This is a genomic window from uncultured Maribacter sp., from assembly GCF_947500985.1.
GTDB lineage: Bacteria > Bacteroidota > Bacteroidia > Flavobacteriales > Flavobacteriaceae > Maribacter.
In genome coordinates, this window is record NZ_CANMTX010000007.1 from 96,939 (window position 1) to 118,665 (window position 21,727).

The window sequence follows — 21,727 nt, forward strand, 5'->3', positions numbered from 1 at the left end:
AGCCTAACTTTCCTTACTTGATTTCGAATTAATTTTTTATTGGACGTAGAATCTTTTTACAACGTAAAATGAAGGATATAAAAGAAATTTTAAAAGAGCGAATTCTCATATTAGATGGTGCCATGGGTACGATGCTACAACGCTATAAATTTACTGAGGAAGATTTTAGGGGAGAACGTTTTAAAGAATGGGAACACCCTTTACAAGGCAATAATGATTTATTGTCTCTAACTCAGCCTGAAGCAATTGCTGAGGTTCATCGTAAATATTTCGCTGCAGGTGCCGATATCGTAGAGACCAATACATTTTCAGGTACTACTATTGCTATGGCAGATTATTACATGGAAGACCTGGTGTACGAGCTAAATTATGAGTCTGCACGTATCGCTAAAATGGTAGCAGATGAATTCACAGCTAAAGAACCGCATAAGCCAAGATTCGTAGCCGGTAGTATAGGACCTACGAACAAAACGGCAAGTATGTCTCCTGATGTAAACGATCCGGGATATAGAGCAGTTTCTTTTGATGAGTTACGTGTAGCATATAAACAACAAGTGGAAGCCTTGTTAGATGGTGGTTCAGATTTACTTTTGGTAGAAACTATTTTTGACACGTTAAATGCAAAAGCGGCATTGTTCGCTATTGAAGAGGTCAAGGAAGAAAGAAATATAGATGTGCCAATCATGGTGAGTGGCACCATTACCGATGCGTCAGGTAGAACGTTATCTGGTCAAACGGCAGAAGCATTTCTAATATCGATATCTCATATTCCGATTTTATCAGTCGGGTTTAATTGTGCTTTAGGTGCGAATCAATTGGTTCCGCATCTAGAGGTACTGTCAACCAAAAGTGAGCATGCGGTTTCGGCACACCCCAATGCAGGACTACCAAATGCATTCGGAGAGTACGATGAGACTCCTGATCAAATGGCAGAACAAATTAAAGAATACGCAGAAAAAGGATTAGTTAATATAGTAGGTGGTTGTTGTGGAACAACCCCTGAGCATATTACGGCGATAGCGAAGATTGTGGAAAATTTTGCTCCGCGTCAATTTTAGTTGTTGGTTGTCGGTTGTTAGTTGTTGGATAAAAAAATAGTAATACTATGAAAGTCTATACAGAATTGGATGTTTGGAAGGAGTCAAGAATTCTTGTGAAGGATATTTATACTTTGACCAAGTCGTTTCCAAAAGAAGAGACTTATGGACTTACTAATCAACTTAGACGATGTGCTGTATCTATTCCTTCTAACATAGCAGAAGGATGCGGAAGAAGGACAGCTGCTGACACGATACAGTTTTTACATATTTCAAGAGGTTCATTGTATGAGTTGGAAACTCAAATTTATATAGCCCTTGATTTGAATTATATTGAGAATGATGATTTTGAAGCTATTAATAAGAGAATTATTAGCTGTAAGAAATTGGTAAATGGATTTATCAATTATTTTAAAAAGTGATATAGATTAAATGAGCAATAGGTCTGAAATACTAACAACCAACAATCAACAACCAACAACCAGATATCTACGGTTGAGCGGATTAGAACCCCTGATAGTCACTCCCGAAACTAACTTTATCAACGTTGGTGAACGGACAAACGTTGCTGGTTCAAAAAAGTTTCTACGTCTTGTAAAAGAAGAGAAGTTTGAAGAGGCATTAGCTGTTGCTAGAGAGCAGGTAGAGAATGGAGCCCAAGTTATTGATATTAATATGGATGATGGTTTGATCGATGGTAAGGAAGCCATGGTCAAATTTTTGAATCTTGTTATTGCCGAGCCAGATATTTCTCGTGTTCCCATTATGATTGATAGCTCTAAATGGGAAATTATTGAGGCGGGTTTACAAGTAGTTCAGGGTAAGTGTGTGGTAAACTCTATCAGTTTAAAAGAAGGAGAAGAACAGTTTTTACACCATGCCAAATTGATAAAGCGATATGGTGCGGCGGTTATTGTCATGGCGTTCGATGAGGTAGGTCAAGCAGATAATTATGACCGACGTATTGAGATAGCCAAGCGTTCGTATGATGTTTTAGTGAACAAAGTAAATTTTGCGCCAGAAGATATTATTTTCGATTTAAATATTTTCCCTGTTGCTACAGGTATGGATGAGCATAAACTGAATGCCATCGATTTTATTGAAGCAACAAGATGGGTGCGTGAAAACTTGCCACATGCCAGTGTTAGTGGTGGTGTAAGTAATGTTTCTTTCTCTTTTAGGGGTAACAACCCGGTTCGTGAGGCAATGCACTCGGTATTTTTATATCATGCTATAAAAGCAGGTATGAACATGGGTATCGTAAATCCTAGTATGCTTGAGGTTTATGATGATATTCCTAAAGATTTATTAGAACGTGTTGAAGATGTTATTCTGAATAGAAGAGACGATGCAACAGAGCGTTTGCTTGATTTTGCAGAATCTGTAGTTGGGAAAACTAAGGAAAGTAAGGTAGACTTATCATGGAGAGAAGAACCATTACAAAATAGAATAACACGAGCCTTGGTAAAAGGTATAGATCAATATATAATTGAAGATATAGAAGAAGCTAGGCTTGCCGCAAGTAAGCCAATTGAGGTTATTGAAGGTAATTTAATGACCGGTATGAATGTAGTGGGTGATTTATTCGGTAGCGGAAAAATGTTCTTGCCACAGGTGGTAAAATCTGCCCGTGTAATGAAAAAAGCGGTAGCCTATTTATTACCATATATTGAAGAAGAGAAATTGCTTAATCCACAGGAAGGTGATGATAAGGGTGCAGGTAAAATTTTAATGGCAACCGTAAAGGGCGACGTTCATGATATTGGTAAAAATATTGTAAGTGTAGTGCTTGCGTGTAATAATTATGAGATTGTTGATTTAGGGGTAATGGTACCGCCTGAAAAAATAATTGCAGCTGCTATTGAGCATAATGTAGATATAATAGGACTTAGCGGATTGATTACGCCATCTCTAGATGAAATGGTTCATTTAGCAAAAGAAATGGAGCGTAAGAAATTTAAATTTCCACTGTTAATTGGTGGTGCTACAACAAGTAAAGCGCATACAGCCGTAAAGATAGATACCCAGTACAGTGAAGCGGTAGTTCATGTAAACGATGCCTCTAGGGCGGTAACCGTTGTGGGAGATTTACTTAAAGAAGAAACATCACAAGGTTACAAAAAGAGTATTAAAGATGATTATGATGTATTTAGGGAGAAGTTCTTAAATCGTTCATCAAGCAAAACATATAAGCCTATTTCTGCGGCACGTAGAAACAAGTTTAAAATAGATTGGAAAACGTCTGAGATAGTTAAACCGAATACCTTAGGTATTCAAGTAATTGATGATTTAGATTTAAATCTTTTGCTGCCTTTTATAGATTGGACTCCATTTTTTAGAAGTTGGGAATTACATGGTAAATACCCCGCAATATTAACTGATGATGTTGTAGGTGTTCAAGCAACTGAGTTATTTGCAGATGCTCAAGAAATGCTAAATACCATTATTTCTGAGAAGAAATTAAAGGCAAAAGGTATTTTTGGACTCTTTCCTGCAAACTCCGTCAACGATGACGATATTGATGTCACCTTGAACGCAGTCCAAGGGCGAGATAAAGAGCAGTATACTTTTAGAACCTTACGCCAACAATTAGAGCGTAGAGAAGGTGTAGCAGATTATGCTCTAGCAGATTTTATAGCACCGAAAGAATCAGGGAAACAAGATTATATGGGTTGCTTCTGTGTGTCTACAGGTTTTGGTACTGCAGAATTAGCGGCGAAATATGAAGCGGATTTAGACGATTATAATTCCATTATGGTAAAAGCTCTTGCAGATAGGTTGGCAGAAGCTTTTGCAGAATATTTACATAAGGAAGTCCGGCTGAAACACTGGGGCTATGCTTCAAATGAGGAGTTGAGTAATGAAGATTTAATTAAGGAATCTTACAAGGGAATTCGTCCTGCACCAGGATATCCTGCTTGTCCTGATCACTTAGAGAAATTGACTATTTGGGATATTTTAAATGTGAAAGAGACTATTGGTGTTGAACTGACGGATAGTTTGGCTATGTGGCCAGCAGCATCTGTAAGTGGGTATTATTTTGGAAATCCGCAGGCACGTTATTTCGGATTAGGAAAAATAAAAGATGATCAGGTTAAAGATTTTGCCGAACGTAAGGGAATACCTTTAGAGAAAGCCGAAAGATGGTTGGCACCGAATATAGTTGACTAGTGCGTTAGGGATTGAAGCGGCATCTTTTTCTATTTAAACTGATGTTCACCAAGATGAATGAAATATAAATAGAAAAAATAGAGCTGAAAGCTCGCTCGAACGCCAAAATAATTAAATTATAACTAATAATGCCTCATTGAGGTCTGCTCACAAAAAGAGTAATAGTATAGCATATGAAAGTAACAGACCATATCATTAATGCAAACGGAAAGACACTTTTTTCATTTGAAATAGTGCCTCCGGTAAAGGGTAAAAATATTCAAGAATTGTATAATAATATTGACCCATTAATGGAATTTAAACCTCCGTTTATTGATGTGACCACATCTCGTGAAGAAACTATTTATATTAAAAAAGAAGGGCTTTTAGATAAGAAGACTACACGTATGAGGCCAGGTACGGTGGGTATTTGTGCCTCTATACAGCATAAATATGACGTTGATACGGTACCTCACGTAATTTGTGGTGGTTTTACAAAAGAAGAGACCGAGTACATGTTGGTAGATTGTCATTATTTAGGTATACAAAATGTAATGGCTTTACGTGGTGATGCCCGTAGCGAGCAAAAATATTTTGAACCTACCGATGGCGGACACCCTTTTGCGATTGACTTGGTAAAACAAATTCAAGAATTAAATTGTGGTAAGTATCTGCATGAAACCATAGAAAGCGAACACTGTAGCGATTTTTGTATAGGTGTAGCGGGCTACCCAGAAAAGCACTTAGAATCACCTTCATTACAATCAGATTTGAAACGATTGAAAGAGAAAGTAGATGCAGGTGCCGATTATGTGGTAACACAAATGTTCTTCGATAATAAAAAGTATTTTGAGTTTGTAGAAGCTGCAAAAAGTATGGGAATTACCGTACCAATTATTCCGGGTATAAAACCAATTGCAGTTAAAAGACATATGCAATTATTACCACAGGTATTTAGAATTGATATGCCACAAGATTTAATAGAAGCGGTAGATGGTTGTGCAACCAATAGAGATGTGCGTAAAGTAGGTATTGAATGGGCAATTCAGCAATCTAAAGAGCTGAAAGCTGCTGGTGTGCCTGTGTTGCATTACTACTCTATGGGAAAATCTGATAATATTAAGTCGATAGCGGAGGCACTGTTTTAGTTTCCGTGAAGCTAGTTTGTAAGTTCTAGTGTTTTAATATCGTAGAGTAACGGAGATGTAAAAATGTTTCGAGAACCTTTGGAACATGACAGCTTCTCGATAAAAATTTATTCGTACCTCATAAATTCACTCGAAGTGACATTGTTGCTTTTGAAATTACATAATTTGTAAGAAAGAACTTTGTATTTTGTACATGGTACTTCGTACTTAGTACTTATTTTTGCCTTCAATGAATTTTAAGTTTCTATCCATTTTACTGATTTCAGTAAGTTGTTGTTTCGCACAAGAATCTGGTGAGCAAAAAAAGTATACCCTTGATGCTAGTCAGTTTTACGGGTCTATAATTTTACATAATCCAGATATTTCACATTTAATCACATCTCACCCTGCGGGCGTAATTTTGAGTTACAATAGAAAAACCTATGGCTTAAATGCATGGGAGGAGTTATATAACTATCCTGATTTTGGATATTCTTTCATATATCAGAATTCTAATAATAGTACATTAGGTGATAATTACGGACTTTACGCTCATTACAATTTTTATCTTTTTAAGCGTAACGTGCAGCTTCGCGTTGGGCAAGGGGTCTCTTATGCTACTAACCCGTATGATAAAGTAACAAATTTTAGAAATAACGCATACGGATCAGATGTATTAAGTTCTACGTATTTAATGTTCAATTATCATAAGGAGAATATTATTAAAGGACTAGGATTCAAAGCTGGTATCTCTTTAATACATTATTCAAATGCTAATTTTAGGGCTCCAAATACCTCGACCAATACCTTGGCTTTTAATGCTGGTGTTGTCTATGATTTAGATGGTGGCAAAGAAATAGAATATATACATAGAGATAAGGAAAAGGTAACAGAGCCGTTGCGTTACAATTTTGCTTTAAGAACAGGCATAAATGAAAGTGATGTTATTGATTCTGGTCAGTATGGTTTTGTTGTACTTTCTGCCTATGCTGATAAAAGGATAGGAAGAAAAAGCGCATTACAATTTGGGGTAGACGCTTATTTTTCGAATTTTTTAAAGGAGTTGATTCGCTATCAAAGTATTGCTTTTCCAGAAAATGGAGTCGCTGCAGATGACGATTATAAAAGAGTAGGTGTGTTTGCTGGGCATGAGTTGTTTATCAATAAAGTATCGATGATTTCTCAATTCGGTTATTACGTATATTATCCGTTTGATTTTGAAGGGCGTACATATCTGCGTGTAGGACTAAAACGTTATTTTGGCGATAAGATATATGGTGCAGTTACCTTAAAATCTCACGGTGCAAAAGCAGAAGCGGTAGAATTCGGAATAGGAATAAGATTGTAGAAATATGATGTTAGAAAATAGAAATCAGAAAATAGACTTTAAAGGAAGAGGTGTTAGTAGAAACCTTTTTGCCGTGTCGGCTATTCTAGTTTTGATACTATCCTTTATTTCTTGCGATTCGGAAAATGCATCTGATTGTTTTCAAAGTGCTGGTGAGATTACGAGACAAGAAGTTTCGGTTGCCGAGTTCTCTTCAATAACAGTTTTTGAGAATGTAGCTCTAGTTATTAAACAAGGAGATACACAAAAGGTAGAAATTGAAACCGGTGAAAATTTGCGTAATGAAGTAGCTGCAGTTGTGGAAGATGGGCGATTGCTGCTTACAGATACAAATGACTGTAATTATGTACGTGATTATGGTACCACGGTAGTTTATGTGACCACTCCAAATTTAACCAGTATTCGTAGTAGTACCGGTTTTCCTATTCAAAGTGACGGAGTTCTGGCTTTTGAAAGTTTAAGCTTGCTATCAGAAAGTTTTACAGATCCAGAAGCAGAAACTACAGATGGGGAATTTAATTTAGAATTAGAGGTTTCTAGTTTAAGTATGACAAGCAACGGAATATCATATTTCAAGTTAAAGGGCAGAGCAGAAAGCTTCAATATTAGCATTGCAGCAGGCGATTCTAGGGTAGAGGCAGAAGAATTGATAACCCAGCGGGTAAATTTTAACCATAGGGGTTCAAATGATATTTTAGTAAATCCGCAAGAAAGTTTAACCGGAGTTTTAAGAGGTACGGGAGACTTGCAGAGTTATAACCGACCGGCAACAGTGGATGTTGAAGAATTGTATAACGGACGCTTGATCTTTGTGGAATGAACCCTATACTCAAATATCTAAAAAAAGTATTTGCTGCTAAACGTATTTTGGTGGATGATACAGAATTAACAGGATTGGTAAAAGCAGATTACCTACTTCAGCAATTTATAAAACAAGATAAAGTACCCGGAATTGCAATTACCGTATTAAAAGACGGGAAAACCATCTTTCAAAAAGGATATGGTTATGCTAATGTTGAGCGTAAACAGTTTGTACATCCTAAAAAATCTATTTTTAGAATAGCCAGTGTCTCAAAGCCTATTGCAGCAACAGCGTTAGCACATATGGTACAAGATGGGATGATTGATTTAGAGGAGTCTTTCTATACTTATCTTCCAGATTACCCTAAGAAAGAATGGGATTTCACTATTAGACAATTAGCGAGCCATACCGCAGGTATACGAGTTTATAAAGGCAAGGAATATGGATTGAATAAACCTTTGTCCATCAAAGAAGGATTAGAGGTATTCAAGAATGATTCTTTAGTTTATGAACCAGGTACCGAATATTTGTACAATAGTTTTGATTGGGCAATGATTTCTGCTGCAATGCAAGAAGCAAGCGGAATTCCGTTTGAAGAATATGTACAAGAGAAGGTGCTGAATACGCTAGGGATGAATTCTACTTTTTGTCCCGAATGTCATTATGAGTCAGACTCACAGAGCAGTAGTAAAAATCCTGATGCTCTTGAGGTAAATGATATTTCTACATCCAAAGAACAAAACAACGTTGCTACATTTTACACAAAGAGTATGTCAGGATTTAGAAAAGCAATTCCTGTAGATAATTTTTACAAATTAGCAGGTGGAGGTTATTTATCTACGTCAGAGAATATCGCAAAATTCGGACAAGCATTCTTAGACAAGAAAGTTAAAGTCAAAGAGGCTATTCTAGATCAATTTTTAACAGCTCAGCAAGTAGATGGTAATTCAACGTACTACGGTTTAGGTTGGCAGGTAAGCGAAGATGCAAAAGGTAGAAAGTTCTTTGGACATGTTGGTAACGGAGTAGGAGGGTATGCTAATTTCTTTGTCTACCCCAAAGAGCAGCTTGTTTTTTCAATTCTTATTAATTGTACCGACCCTAAAATACAGGAAGATTTGGATGCAATCATTGATTGTTTTTTTTTTTTTTAAGGATGGTAACGCTTAATGGTCTAAACATTTTTTAAGTTTTAAAGAAAGGGTATATTAGACTCGACAACCATTGAGATTATAATAAACAATGAGCTTACCACCAGAAACAACTCCCGTTTTAGAAAATAAAAAGAATATAAAATGGCTTCAACGACTAAAAGAAGAAAGTTGGGAAGCAGAATTGCTAGTTTCTGCAATTGCTATTTTTGGTACATTTCAACTTTTCGGGTTGATTGAATGGGTCACCAATAAATACATAGATTTATTACCTATTGAGCAATATTTTTACGGATATATGATTGTTTTTTTAGGCTTGCTGGCTATTAGTATTCTGGTATCGATGTTTGTCATCCACTTTATTTTACGAGCTTATTGGATTGGTTTGGTAGGCTTGAACTCGGTCTTTCCTGATTATAGTGTTGAAGATAAGGTATACTCTAAAATTTATACAGAAAAGATTTTATCGATACTGCCAAAGCAAGAAAATACTATTCATAAGGTAGATGAATTATGTAGTGTAATTTTTTCTTCGGCATTTACTATACTATTGATTTACTCCTACATGTCTTTGTTTTAAGTATTTATATGCTGATTTATAATTTGTTATTAGATTATGTCCCGAGTTACATACTGTTAATACCTTTATTTATAATTTCAGGTCTTCTTGTGTTACAAATGATTTTTAGTGTCATTGGAAATTTAAAAAAGTATAAGGCGAATGTATGGGTACAAACTTGGATGTTTAAATTAGTTAAATTAACATCAATGGTCACCTATGGCCCTTTATACCGTAATTTACTTCAAGTGTCCATGGTTTTTGGATCAAACTTTAAAAAGAAAAAATCTTTAGTATATCTCGTGCTATCGTTTTTTGCATCAGGAATATTTTTGTCCTTGATGAAAATTCAAGACACAAATATTCCTCATTTGGTTTTTCCAAAAGATTATGATGTTAATCTGATGTACTTAAGTTATTACGGTGACCAAAACCCTGATGAATCATTTTTACTGACTCCACAAATACAGTCCGATATTATTGAGGGTGAAACAGTCAAATTATTTATTCCCGTATTTCATCATGAACGTAATTACCAAGATGCTATATGTGGAGATTATCAGGAAGATGATAGTTGGTCAAATCAAGAAGAAAGAACTAAATCAAGGAAGTTTTATCTCGATTGCTATAATAAATATCATAAGGTTACTTTAAACGGTCAATTACTGAATGTTGGTTTTCTAAAGAAGGACCATGCAGTGTCTGAGCAATTTGGTATTGTCGGTTTTATAGATAGAGAGTTCTTAAAGAAAGGAGAGAATACTTTAGTGGTAACAAAAACGCTAGGCGATGTAAAAGAGTTTAAGTGGACTATTCCCTTTTATTATCAGCCCAATACACAATTAAAATAACTTTTAAACGCTATTAAGATTATCAAATTTAAAGTAATTGTTATGAGGGTAAAATGTTGTTTAATTATACTGTTGATAATGGCTGTAAATGTTTCAGCACAAGAGATTACTACTTTTACGGGCATATGGGGTATGGAGTATTATCAAGACGATAAGGAAATTACCAAGAAGGAAGTAAAAGATCTATTTTCTAAAAATGATCACATTTATAGCGACTGGAAGAAAGCTGATGCAAAAAAGACTATTGCGACTATTGCTGTGGTCGGAGAAATTGTTGGAGTAGCTTGGGGGTCGGCAGAATTATTTAATAATGACCCTTTTGTAAGTGATCGAGATAAAGGTAGAAAGGCAATTGGTCCTTTGTTAGGTGGTATTGGCTCTGGTATAATTGCAATTATATTTTTAAATGGCTCTTATAAGGCAAGAAAACAAGCTATACTTGCTTACAACAAGCAATTTGATGAAAAAACGGTTTTTAAACTAAAGCCGGTAGCTAATGAGAATGGACTAGGTATAGCACTTAGATGGTAAGAAGTTTAAAAATTTAACACAAAACCTTCGCTTTTTGAGATAGAAATTGAATTTTTTAAAAAAATAAAACGGAAAACGACCATTTTTAAATTTAATTACTATTTTAGCCAAAGTTTACAAACACAATGACAAAACAATATTTCTGGAACGGTTTTTATTTTTACTTCTTTTTTAAGAGAGGTACGGGACTGTTGTAGTATATTTTAAATATAAAATAGAATCTAAGTTCCGATATATATCGGAACTTTTTTTTTGTTCAAAAATTGAAATCACCTAAACGTAGTAGAAGGATTTTGCAGTAAGTTGAAATGTGAATTATGAGTTTAAAAATAGCCATACAGGGAATTAAAGGAAGCAACCATCATCAGGTAGCAAAAGATTGTTTTGGTGATGATATCGAGTTGGTAGAATGCCTTTCTTTCGATGCTTTGGTAGACAAGTTAATATCTAATGAAGCGGATCAAGGTGTTATGGCTATAGAGAATAGCATCGCAGGTTCAATAATACCGAATTATGCATTGGTCAATCATAATGACTTGCACATTATAGGTGAGTATTACTTAAATATTCATCATAATTTAATGATGTTGAAGGGGCAGAAAATTGAAGATATAACTGAGGTCAGTTCTCACCCGATGGCTTTGTTGCAGTGTAAAGAATATTTTAGACAATATCCACATATAAAACTGGTAGAAGATGTTGATACAGCAGAGACGGCTAAACGTATTCAAGAGAAGAAATTAAAGCATGTAGCCGCTATTGCACCTCAAGTCGCGGCAGAATTATATGGGTTGGACATCGTAGCGAACGACATACAGACCATTAAAAATAATGCCACTCGTTTTATCATTGTAAAAACAAAAAATAATGTGTTGCCAGAAGCTGAAATTACAAAGGCTTCATTACGGTTCATAACCGACCATAAACGGGGAAGTTTAGCTGCTGTGCTTAATGTCATGAGTGATTGTAGATTGAATTTGACAAAGATTCAGTCATTACCGGTAATAGAAACTCCGTGGAAATATGCCTTTTTTGTTGATGTTACTTTTACTGAATATAAAGACTTTGTGAAAGCAAAAAGTCTATTGGACATCATGGCAGAAGACTTTAAAGTTTTAGGTGAATATAAAAATGTAAGACAATGATACGTACCGCTGAAAGGTTAAATACCATACAGGAATATTACTTCTCGAAAAAGTTGAGAGAGGTGCGTGGCTTAATGGCGCAAGGTAAACCAATCATAAATATGGGTATTGGTAGTCCGGATCTGACTCCGTCTCAAGAAGTATTGAATGCAATACAGAACGCGGTATTAGAAAATGGTGCACATCAATATCAAAGTTACCAAGGGCTACCTCAGTTAAGAGGTGCAATTGCTAATTTTTATAAGAAGAGGTTTAATGTTGACGCCAATCCTGAGTCTGAGATTTTACCATTAATGGGCTCAAAAGAAGGTATAATGCATATTAGCCTTTCTTTTTTGAACGAAGGAGATGAGGTTTTAATTCCTAATCCGGGATACCCAACGTACACTTCAGTTACTAATTTGGTAGGCGCAGTGCCTACGTACTATGACTTGACTGAAGATAATGGCTGGTTTCCAGATTTAGAAGCATTGGCGAAGCAAGATTTGTCTAAGGTAAAGATCATGTGGTTGAGTTACCCGCATATGCCAACAGGTGCTTCGGCAACTAAAGAGCAGTTTGTGAAAATAGTAGACTTTGCGAAGCAGCATGATATTCTGTTAGTAAACGACAATCCGTATAGTTTTGTCTTAAATGACGAACCTGCTAGTATATTGAGTATACCGAATGCAAAAGAGGTGTGTTTAGAATTGAATTCATTGAGCAAAACCTTTAATATGGCCGGTTGGCGTGTAGGTTTTGTATTAGGTAGCGAAGAGCATATCAAAGCTATTTTAAAGGTAAAGAGTAATATGGACTCTGGTATGTTTTACGGAATTCAGAAAGGAGCCATAGCAGCATTAGAAAGTACCGATGAATGGTTCGAGAACTTGAATGCCGTATATAGTGAGCGTAGAGAGTTGATTTTTGAATTGGCAGACACGCTTAAATGTACTTATGATAGAAATGCCGTTGGCTTGTTCGTATGGGCAAAATTACCAGAAGGCAGTGTGTCATCAGAAGAATTTATAGATAATGTATTGTATACAAAAGATTTGTTCATAACTCCAGGAACCATATTTGGTAGTAATGGCGAAGGTTATATTCGCTTTTCTCTTTGTATCACAAAAGACAAAATAAAAGAAGCAATTAAAAGATTTGATTAGTTAAAAGAAAAATAACTAAAGCGTAGCTTTAATAATGAATGTATTTGTAATAGGTATCGGTTTAATAGGAGGTTCTTTAGCGAAAGACATAAAGTCGGCAGTCGACAATGTTACCGTTTATGGCATAGAATCTAATGAAGCAAATTTAGCTGAGGCATTGTCTTTGGGTATAATCGATAAGACGGCAACCTATCAAGATTTACAATTAGCAGATATGGTCATTGTAAGTATACCTGTTGATGTTATGGTTAGCGAGCTTCCGGTAATATTAGATGCTGTTCATGAAGACTGCGTCGTTTTTGATGTGGGGTCGACCAAATCTTTAATCTGTAAGGTTTTAGAGAATCATCCTAAGAGAAGAAACTTTTTGGCATGCCATCCCATTGCAGGAACAGAATTTTCTGGTCCGTCTGCAGCAATAAATAATTTATTCAAAGACAAAACTAATATTATTTGCGAGGTAGAATTAACAGCATTTAAGCTTCAAGAAAGAGCTTTGAAAGTTTTTCAGGCAGTTGGTATGCGAATCAGGTATATGAATCCTATTGCTCATGATAAGCACATTGCTTACGTTTCTCATTTATCGCACATAAGTTCATTTATGTTAGGTAAAACAGTGATTGAAAAAGAGAAGAACGAGCGCGATATTTTTGATATGGCGGGTAGTGGATTTGAAAGTACGGTACGTTTAGCAAAGAGTTCGCCAGCCATGTGGACTCCAATTTTTAAACAGAATAAAGAGAATGTAGTTGAGACATTAGAAGAGTACATTCAAAATCTTACGGCATTTAAAGAAATGTTGCAGAAAGATGATTACGAGGGCATTTATAATGAAATGAATAATACGAATAAGATTAAAGGAATATTAAAAAGAAATACCGTTAAACAAGAAATAGAATAAGTAAAAATGGAAAATTCAAAACAAATGAGAACATGGTTGGATGATTTACACCTAGACCATCCACTAGTAATAGCAGGGCCATGTAGTGCGGAAACAGAGGAACAAGTGTTAGGTATAGCACATTCTTTAAAAGATACCGATGTAAATTATTACAGAGCAGGTATTTGGAAACCTCGTACTCGCCCAGGAAATTTTGAAGGTGTAGGCGCTTTGGGTCTTAAATGGCTTCAAAAGGTAAAGGCTGAAACAGGTATGAAAACTGCGACAGAGGTTGCAAACCGTGCGCATGTTGAGTTAGCATTAGAGCATGATATTGATTTATTATGGATTGGTGCAAGATCAACTGTTAGTCCGTTTATCATGCAAGAATTAGCAGATGCTTTAAAAGGTACTGATAAGATCGTATTGGTGAAGAATCCAGTGAATCCAGATTTAGCTTTATGGTTAGGTGGTATCGAAAGATTGCATACTGCAGGTATAAAGAAATTAGGCGCAATACACAGAGGGTTCTCAACGTATGAGAAAACAAAGTATAGAAATATACCAGAGTGGCAAATGGCGATTGATTTCAAAAACAAATTTCCAGATTTACCATTAATCAACGATCCATCGCATATTACAGGTAAGCGTGATATGATTTTTGATGTATCTCAAACAGCTTTAGATTTGAATTTTGACGGATTGATGATTGAAACTCACCATGATCCAGATAACGCATGGAGTGATGCTGCACAGCAGGTTACACCAGAGAAATTGATTCAAATCATGAGAGATCTTAAAATTAGAAAAGAAAGTGATCCAGAAGCAGAATACAATTCAGAATTAAGTAACCTAAGAGCTCAGATTGATGTTATTGACAATCAAATAATAGAGACATTAGGTAAAAGAATGAAAGTATCTGATGGTATTGGAGCACTTAAAAAGCAAAAAAACGTTGCGGTTCTTCAGTCTAATAGATGGAATCAAATTCTAGGTGCTATGATTTTAGAAGGGGAAAGCAAAGGACTAAGTGAAGAGTTTGTTCTTCGTATGTTCAAAGCTATTCACCAAGAGTCTATTAATCACCAAGAGAAGATAGTAAACGCTTAAGATTCGCTTAACATTATAAAAACAAAACATCCGTATTATGCGGATGTTTTTTTATGTCAAATTTTTAAACAGTAAGAAAAGTATTACTTTTTTACAATATCCTTAATTGTGTGTCGTTAGGCATGTGTAGAACCAATTTAACCAAACCTAGTGTATGAAGAAAGTAGTATTATTTGCCATTATGTTCGTAGCTTCACTATCAGTAAAAGCACAATCTTATATTGGCTATTTAACCGATAATTATAGTGGGGTAAATGGGGTAATTTCTAACCCAGCGAATATTGCTGATTCCCGTTTTAAAACAGATATCAATTTAGTTGGTATAAGTGGTTTTCTTGCCAATGACTATGTTGGTGTAGGGTATTCAGATTTAATATCTAGTGATTTTGAGTATGATGATGACGCTATATTATCGCTTTCAGACAATAACAATTTTTCGGGTAATGTAGATATATTAGGTCCTTCATTTATGTTCAACGTAGGTAGAACATCATCGATAGCGGTATTTACCAGAGCACGAAGTTTTGTTACCGGTAATGAATTTAATGGCGAAAGTATTGATAATCTAGATGATAGTATTGATGAAAGTCAAGATTTTATAGTAAATGAAGGAGATTTCTTTGCGGCTGGTCACGGCTGGGCAGAAGTAGGTATTACTTACGCTCAAGAATTAATGAATAAAGACGAGCACTTTTTAAAAGGTGGTCTTTCGTTAAAATATTTAAAAGGATTTGGTAATGCGTATGTTACCGGTAGAAATGTAACTATTGATTATGATGCAGATGGTGCAACATTGCCAAATAGCTCTACTATTGGAACATTAGAATCTACTGGCGACTTAATTTATGGTCGTGCAGATGATTATGATAATGACAACTATGACTATGAGGTGCCAGATGCAAACGGATTTGGGTTTGATTTAGGTTTCGTTTATGAGTGGAGACCAGACTATAAAGATTATGAGGTAACTGGTGCTGACGGTGAGAAAACAGTAATGAAAGATAAGAATAAGTACAAGCTTAAATTTGGCTTGTCACTGACAGATATTGGGTCGGTAAATTACAAAGGTAGTTTGGTAGATACGTACAATATTAATAATACCATTACCCAAGATGATTATGATAATATTGAAGATTCTGATGATTTGCAAAATCTATATACGTTTACTCAAGCTTCTGAAGATTTAAAAGCTGGTTTGCCAACTGCACTACATTTTAATGCAGATTGGAATATCAAGAATCATTTTTATTTAAACTTCAATACCGATTTATCTATGCGTTCTGCAGGCGAGAATAACCTTAGAACTGCAAATGTATTTTCTTTGACCCCTCGTTTTGAAAGCAAGTGGTTTAGCTTCTATTTACCGGTAAGTAGCTATCAGTATAGCGGTCTACAAGTAGGTGCAGGTTTACGAGCGGGTCCACTTTATATAGGTTCAGGTTCATTGATTTCTACATTTACAAAAAATGAAATTCAAGGTGCAGATGTATATGCAGGTTTAAAAGTGCCGGTATATTACGGTCAGCCTAAAGATTCTGATGGTGATGGAATACCAAATAAAGAAGATGGTTGTCCTAAAAAAGCAGGTCCAATAGAAAACAACGGTTGCCCTTGGGGAGATACTGATGGAGATACTGTTTTAGATAATGAAGATCAATGTCCAGATGAAGCAGGACCAGCAGAAAACAACGGATGTCCATGGATGGATACCGACGGAGATACTTTAATGGATAATGAAGATCAATGTCCAGACGAAGCAGGGCCGGTAGAAAACAGCGGTTGCCCTTGGGCAGATTCAGATGGTGATTCAGTTATAGATAAAGATGATGAATGCCCTAATGAAATGGGAACTGTGGCAAATAAGGGTTGTCCTGAGCCAGTAGTTACCGCTGAGGTTCAAAAGTCATTGAACGAGTATGCCAAAACAATTTTATTTACGACAGGTAAATCGACTCTTAAAGATGAATCTACACCTGTTTTAGTTGATATTATTAGTATTTTGAATGAATACCCAAATGCTAATTTTACCATAGAAGGTCATACTGATAGTGTAGGTTCTGAAGCTACGAATCAAAAATTATCAGAGAAAAGAGCGAAAGCTGTTTTGCAATTCTTAGTAGATGGCGGTATCTCGGCAGCTAGATTAACATCTGTAGGATATGGAGAAAGCAAGCCTATTGCTACGAACATGTATAAAGACGGAAGACAGAAAAACAGACGCGTTGAGATTAACTTAGCGCAATAGTTTTACAAATATAAATTAGAAAGCCTGGTGAATACCAGGCTTTTTTTTATGCTATTTTTTATCTTTTAAATATGTATCGGGTAATGAAAATACCTTGTCCGTCAGTGTTTCCAGCATCTGCTTCAACACCACTGGTGACAAAAACAAGTTCCCATCCATTCGTAGCCATATCACTTAGTTTAGAGGAGATAAGTGCATCATTGGCTGCAATATTCTGAAAACGAATACCAGCAATATTATAAAAGTTCAATAATTTGGTTTCTTCAAAATCCTTAACTCTAATATCGCCACGTTTAGATTTGTTTCGGGTATTATCTTCCTCGGTTTGCTCAGATGTAAATTCCTTAAAATCTCTATCAGCATTTGCATCTATAATTCGAGATCGACCTAGTCCACTAGGTACAATAGATTCTACACTCGTAATAACTTTATATTCTTGTGCGGTCAATGAAGTTATACTTATGCTAGATAAAAAGCAGAATAAAATAATATTTTTCATGATAATGGTTTTTTAAAATGATTGAATTTTGTGCTGTGAAAGTAGCAGGTAAAGCATAAGTAGCAAAGCAATACCCTTTATGTCATTGTAAAATGATACTTAACCATTACAAAAATCTAGTAGAAAACCAGTAGCCAAAAAAAAGACCCGACGCTAAAAGCATCGGGTCTAATTATATTATATGTTTTTGTTTTCTATTGAACAGAAAAATCAAATACAGATTGGTTCTCTCTACCTTGAGGTACTTGACCTTGATAAATAAAGCAATATTCACCTGGCTCTAAAGAATCTGGAGTTACTTTAAATTTGTGACCTTCAATCTCCTCAATAGCAAAGTTAAGTGCATATTTAGGGTCAATACCTGTACTGCTAGTAATCCAGCTACTTTTTCCTGTAATAACTTCTCTAAGATTCTTTTTCTCTTTTACGGTAAGTTTTACCAAAACAAACTCATTTGGGTTACTTGCCATTCTAAACCACCAGTTAAAGATACCTGTATCGCCACCTTGGTTGTTTTGCATGTTATCAACTTGAGTTACACTAGGGTCAAAGATGAAAGTGAATTCAGGCTGACTTTGACGAATAACGTTGTTAGATTGTGTTTTTGGTAATTGTGCTTTTTTCTTCGCATTGATTAAACCAGAAACTAATTTCTGTGCAACTTGGTTAGAATTAGAACCAGAGAATACACTTGGTTGTACTAATTTATCTTCACCATTAGCATCGGTATAATAAATACCAGTTTTAGACATGGTGTTTTGTTTAGACTTGTCCATGATTAAAGACAATACTTCAGAAGAAACACCGGCATTTTTCATTTGCCCAAGAGCTGTAATAGAGGCATCAAACTTAACATCAGAAGTATTTATTTTATCGATGATCATGTAGTCGTCAAAACCAAGTTCGACCATTTGTACTACAGATTCGTTAGTGATAGTTTCTTGGGCAGCCCCAAAAGTAAATACTGATAATGTTAGCATCAGCAATGATTTTTTAATGAATTTCATTTTCTTGTATTTGGTTATTATTTAATGCTATAGTTCTAATTTCAAATTTATGTTAATTTTTATATTTAAAGCAGTTACTTTGTATAAAAGGAAGGTATTTTGGATAAATGGTAGGAATTGTTTATAAATCTACGGGAAGTTGGTACACTGTCAAGGCAGAAAATGGTGATTTCTATGAATGTAGAATAAAAGGGAAGTTTAGAATAAAGGGAATAAAAAGTACGAATCCCGTTGCTGTTGGCGATAGCGTTCACTTTGAAGTGGAGACAATTGGCGATGATACCATCGGTATTATCAATGAAATTGAAACACGCAAGAACTATATTATTCGTAAGTCTGTAAACTTATCAAAACAGACACATATCATAGCTGCAAATTTAGACCAGGTATTTTTATTGGTTACATTAAATAATCCGCCTACGTACCCAGTTTTTATAGATCGCTTTTTGATAACGGCAGAAGCATACGAAATACCTGCGGTTTTACTTTTTAATAAGGTAGATACTTACTCCCCAGAAGAGCTAGATGAAATTAAATTCTTGGCTGCATTATATCGTAATATCGGTTATACCTGTTTAGGTATTTCGGCAGCCACAGGTAAAAATGTAGATAAGGTCAAAGAAATGATGGTAGGTAAGACCTCTATGTTTTCTGGTCATTCTGGGGTAGGTAAATCGACACTGGTAAATGCCATAGAGCCTAATTTAGATATTAAAACAAAACAAATTTCTCAGCAGCATGCACAAGGTCAGCATACCACTACGTTTGCAGAAATGTTCGATTTAAGTTTTAATGCTAGAATAATAGATACACCCGGCATAAAAGGATTTGGAATTGTAGATATGGAAAAGGAGGAAATAGGGAACTATTTTCCAGAGTTCTTTAAGCTGAAACAACATTGTAAATTTAATAACTGTATTCATGTAGACGAACCAAAATGTGCTGTAAAAGATGCTTTAGAAACTGGCGATATTGCATGGAGTAGGTATAATAGTTATTTGCAGATGATAAAAGGCGAGGATGAGCATTATAGGGTAGATATACATGACGAGAAAAAATGAGAGCAGTAATACAGCGCGTTTCCAAAGCTAGTGTAACGGTTAATGGAAAACAGATTAGCTCCATCGAACAAGGTGTTTTAATACTCATCGGCATTGAAAATGAAGATACACAAGACGATATAGATTGGCTTACAAACAAAATAGTCAACCTTCGTATTTTTAATGACGACGAAGGAGTAATGAATATGTCACTTTTAGCTACAAAAGGCGATGCAATTGTGGTTAGTCAATTTACGCTACACGCAAGTACTAAAAAAGGAAATCGCCCATCTTATATAAAAGCTGCACGACCAGAAGTAGCTATTCCACTATACGAAGCTTTTATTGCTACTATGGAATCTAAAATGGATAAGAAAGTTGGTACAGGTATCTTTGGGGCAGATATGAAGGTAGAATTGTTGAATGATGGACCTGTGACTATACTTATTGATACAAAAAATAAAGATTAATGAATATCGAAAACGCACAACTAGAAGTAGATAACTGGATCAAAGAGCATGGCGTTCGTTACTTTAATGAGCTGACCAATATGGCGCAGTTGACAGAAGAAGTAGGCGAGGTCGCTAGAATTATTGCTAGACGGTATGGTGAGCAAAGCGAAAAGGAATCTGATAAGAACAAAGATCTGGGCGAAGAATTGGCAGATGTAATGTTTGTGGTATTATGTTTGGCAAATCAGACAGGTATCGATTTACAACAAGCTTTTGATAAAAAGTTAGATTTAAAAACAAAGCGTGATCATGACCGTCATCACAACAATAAAAAGTTGAAATAGGCGTATATTTGGCGTTCTATTTTTAAAACCATACGCTTTGAAACTTCACTTAACTGGTCCGTCAAATCACAAATTAAAAGATACTATAACTATTACAGGTTCTAAAAGTGAATCTAACCGTAGTTTATTATTGGCGGCATTATATCCAGATATTAAAATTGAAAATATTTCAAATTCTGATGATGCCCAGGTAATGGCAAAAGGTTTGAAAATTTCAGAGGGTACGGTAGATATTCATCATGCTGGTACGGCAATGCGTTTCTTAACAGGGTATTTCTCTTCTCAAGAAGGTAAAGATGTAATTCTTACCGGATCTAAAAGAATGACCGAAAGACCTATTAAAATTCTTGTGGAAGCTTTAAGGACATTAGGGGCAGAAATCTCTTATGTACAAGATGAAGGGTATCCGCCTATAAAAATTAAAGGTCAACGAATTGTAAAAGATAAAGTAAGTCTGCCTGCTAATGTGAGCAGTCAGTACATTTCTTCTTTGTTATTAATTGCACCAAGTTTAGAAAACGGACTAGAATTAGAACTGGTCGGTAAAATTACTTCGGTACCATATATTAAAATGACTTTAGCATTGCTTGAAGAAATTGGTGTAGAAACCTCTTTTGAAGGTAATATGATTAAAGTTTCACCGAAAGCAAAAGTAGTACCTACAACTTTGGTGGTAGAATCTGACTGGAGTTCGGCATCTTACTTCTATGGTATTTGTGCACTTGCAGCATCAGGTACTGAAATTACCTTATCTGCATATAAAAAGAAAAGTTTACAAGGTGATAGCGTGCTTGCAGATATTTATACTGCATTTGGTGTAGAAACTACCTTTGGTGAGAATAAAGTCACCTTAAAAAAGACCGATAAAAAAGTATTGGCAGCAAATGAATTCGATTTAGCCAATGCTCCGGATATTGCACAAACTATTGCAGTTACTTGTTTCGGATTAGGAGTTGGTTGTCATTTAATTGGTCTACACACTCTAAAAATCAAAGAAACTGATCGATTGGAAGCATTACATACAGAGCTTTCTAAATTAGGTGCGAATATTTCGGTAACTGATAAAACACTTACTATAGAGCCAACGACTGAAATTAACGCAGATGTAGCTATAGATACCTATAACGATCATAGAATGGCAATGGCTTTTGCACCGTTGGCAATGAAAACTACTCTTTTTGTGAATGATGCAGAAGTGGTTTCTAAGTCATATCCTGATTTTTGGAATGACCTAAAGCAACTAGATTTCAGTATAAAAGAATTATAATTAACGTTTTACTTGACAAGGCCTATCTGCAGATTGT

Annotated in this window: 21 protein-coding genes; 19 read left to right on the forward strand and 2 right to left on the reverse strand. The window is 35.4% G+C overall.

The features are described from left to right. The first annotated feature begins 68 nt into the window (after positions 1-68). The 15 genes from Q0871_RS15260 (at position 69) to Q0871_RS15330 (ending at position 17,081) form a co-directional block, all read left to right on the forward strand. A complete protein-coding gene (locus Q0871_RS15260; protein WP_299325285.1) occupies positions 69-1,058 on the forward strand; it encodes a homocysteine S-methyltransferase family protein in 990 nt (329 codons plus the stop codon). A gap of 47 nt (positions 1,059-1,105) precedes the next feature. Continuing rightward, on the forward strand, positions 1,106-1,459 hold the full coding sequence (locus Q0871_RS15265; RefSeq protein WP_299325286.1) for a four helix bundle protein: 354 nt from the start codon (positions 1,106-1,108) through the stop codon (positions 1,457-1,459). A gap of 10 nt (positions 1,460-1,469) precedes the next feature. After that, positions 1,470-4,208, forward strand: a complete 2,739-nt coding sequence (gene metH, locus Q0871_RS15270) for a methionine synthase (protein WP_299325287.1) — start codon at positions 1,470-1,472, stop codon at positions 4,206-4,208. A gap of 173 nt (positions 4,209-4,381) precedes the next feature. Next, a complete protein-coding gene (gene metF, locus Q0871_RS15275; protein ID WP_299325288.1) occupies positions 4,382-5,335 on the forward strand; it encodes a methylenetetrahydrofolate reductase [NAD(P)H] in 954 nt (317 codons plus the stop codon). 229 nt (positions 5,336-5,564) lie between these two features. Further along, positions 5,565-6,662 carry an acyloxyacyl hydrolase gene (locus Q0871_RS15280; protein WP_299325289.1) on the forward strand — a complete coding sequence of 366 codons (1,098 nt, stop codon included), beginning with the start codon at positions 5,565-5,567 and terminating at the stop codon, positions 6,660-6,662. A gap of 4 nt (positions 6,663-6,666) precedes the next feature. Further along, positions 6,667-7,482, forward strand: coding sequence for a head GIN domain-containing protein (locus tag Q0871_RS15285; RefSeq protein ID WP_299325290.1), 816 nt, complete (start codon positions 6,667-6,669; stop codon positions 7,480-7,482). Then, a complete protein-coding gene (locus Q0871_RS15290; RefSeq protein ID WP_299325291.1) occupies positions 7,479-8,618 on the forward strand; it encodes a serine hydrolase in 1,140 nt (379 codons plus the stop codon). Before Q0871_RS15285 ends, Q0871_RS15290 begins: the two co-directional genes overlap by 4 nt. A gap of 88 nt (positions 8,619-8,706) precedes the next feature. Beyond that, a complete protein-coding gene (locus tag Q0871_RS15295) occupies positions 8,707-9,195 on the forward strand; it encodes a hypothetical protein (RefSeq protein ID WP_299325292.1) in 489 nt (162 codons plus the stop codon). A 320-nt stretch (positions 9,196-9,515) separates the two neighbouring features. Next, positions 9,516-10,025 (forward strand): hypothetical protein, encoded by a 510-nt coding sequence (locus Q0871_RS15300; RefSeq protein WP_299325293.1) that lies wholly within the window; start codon positions 9,516-9,518, stop codon positions 10,023-10,025. Between the two features lie 78 nt (positions 10,026-10,103). After that, the gene (locus Q0871_RS15305) at positions 10,104-10,556 is read left to right on the forward strand and encodes a hypothetical protein (RefSeq protein WP_299325294.1); all 453 of its coding nucleotides are present in this window, start codon (positions 10,104-10,106) and stop codon (positions 10,554-10,556) included. Between the two features lie 317 nt (positions 10,557-10,873). Beyond that, positions 10,874-11,701, forward strand: coding sequence for a prephenate dehydratase (locus Q0871_RS15310; protein ID WP_299325295.1), 828 nt, complete (start codon positions 10,874-10,876; stop codon positions 11,699-11,701). After that, the gene (locus Q0871_RS15315; RefSeq protein ID WP_299325296.1) at positions 11,698-12,846 is read left to right on the forward strand and encodes an aminotransferase class I/II-fold pyridoxal phosphate-dependent enzyme; all 1,149 of its coding nucleotides are present in this window, start codon (positions 11,698-11,700) and stop codon (positions 12,844-12,846) included. The genes Q0871_RS15310 and Q0871_RS15315 overlap by 4 nt, the downstream gene beginning before the upstream one ends. A 34-nt stretch (positions 12,847-12,880) precedes the next feature. Continuing rightward, positions 12,881-13,747: a prephenate dehydrogenase gene (locus tag Q0871_RS15320; protein WP_299325297.1), complete on the forward strand. Its 867-nt coding sequence runs from the start codon at positions 12,881-12,883 to the stop codon at positions 13,745-13,747. A gap of 6 nt (positions 13,748-13,753) precedes the next feature. Beyond that, the gene (locus Q0871_RS15325) at positions 13,754-14,836 is read left to right on the forward strand and encodes a bifunctional 3-deoxy-7-phosphoheptulonate synthase/chorismate mutase type II (RefSeq protein ID WP_299325298.1); all 1,083 of its coding nucleotides are present in this window, start codon (positions 13,754-13,756) and stop codon (positions 14,834-14,836) included. A gap of 154 nt (positions 14,837-14,990) precedes the next feature. Next, positions 14,991-17,081, forward strand: a complete 2,091-nt coding sequence (locus Q0871_RS15330) for an OmpA family protein (protein WP_299325299.1) — start codon at positions 14,991-14,993, stop codon at positions 17,079-17,081. Positions 17,082-17,139: 58 nt separating this feature from the next. On the opposite strand, the gene Q0871_RS15335 is transcribed toward Q0871_RS15330, so the two are convergent. Both Q0871_RS15335 and Q0871_RS15340 read right to left on the reverse strand, forming a co-directional pair. Beyond that, positions 17,140-17,580, reverse strand: coding sequence for a hypothetical protein (locus Q0871_RS15335; protein WP_299325300.1), 441 nt, complete (start codon positions 17,578-17,580; stop codon positions 17,140-17,142). 194 nt (positions 17,581-17,774) lie between these two features. Further along, on the reverse strand, positions 17,775-18,587 hold the full coding sequence (locus tag Q0871_RS15340) for a hypothetical protein (protein WP_299325301.1): 813 nt from the start codon (positions 18,585-18,587) through the stop codon (positions 17,775-17,777). Positions 18,588-18,694: 107 nt separating this feature from the next. Between Q0871_RS15340 and rsgA the strand changes: the two genes are divergently transcribed. From rsgA to aroA, 4 genes are read left to right on the forward strand one after another with little or no spacing between them, the layout of a single operon-like run. Then, positions 18,695-19,648 carry a ribosome small subunit-dependent GTPase A gene (rsgA, locus tag Q0871_RS15345; RefSeq protein WP_299325302.1) on the forward strand — a complete coding sequence of 318 codons (954 nt, stop codon included), beginning with the start codon at positions 18,695-18,697 and terminating at the stop codon, positions 19,646-19,648. Further along, complete coding sequence (dtd, locus tag Q0871_RS15350; protein ID WP_299325303.1) at positions 19,645-20,097, forward strand: D-aminoacyl-tRNA deacylase; 453 nt, start codon at positions 19,645-19,647, stop codon at positions 20,095-20,097. The genes rsgA and dtd overlap by 4 nt, the downstream gene beginning before the upstream one ends. Next, positions 20,097-20,423 (forward strand): nucleotide pyrophosphohydrolase, encoded by a 327-nt coding sequence (locus Q0871_RS15355; protein ID WP_073247028.1) that lies wholly within the window; start codon positions 20,097-20,099, stop codon positions 20,421-20,423. Before dtd ends, Q0871_RS15355 begins: the two co-directional genes overlap by 1 nt. Positions 20,424-20,460: 37 nt before the next feature. Beyond that, positions 20,461-21,690 (forward strand): 3-phosphoshikimate 1-carboxyvinyltransferase, encoded by a 1,230-nt coding sequence (aroA, locus tag Q0871_RS15360; protein WP_299325304.1) that lies wholly within the window; start codon positions 20,461-20,463, stop codon positions 21,688-21,690. Positions 21,691-21,727: the final 37 nt, after the last annotated feature.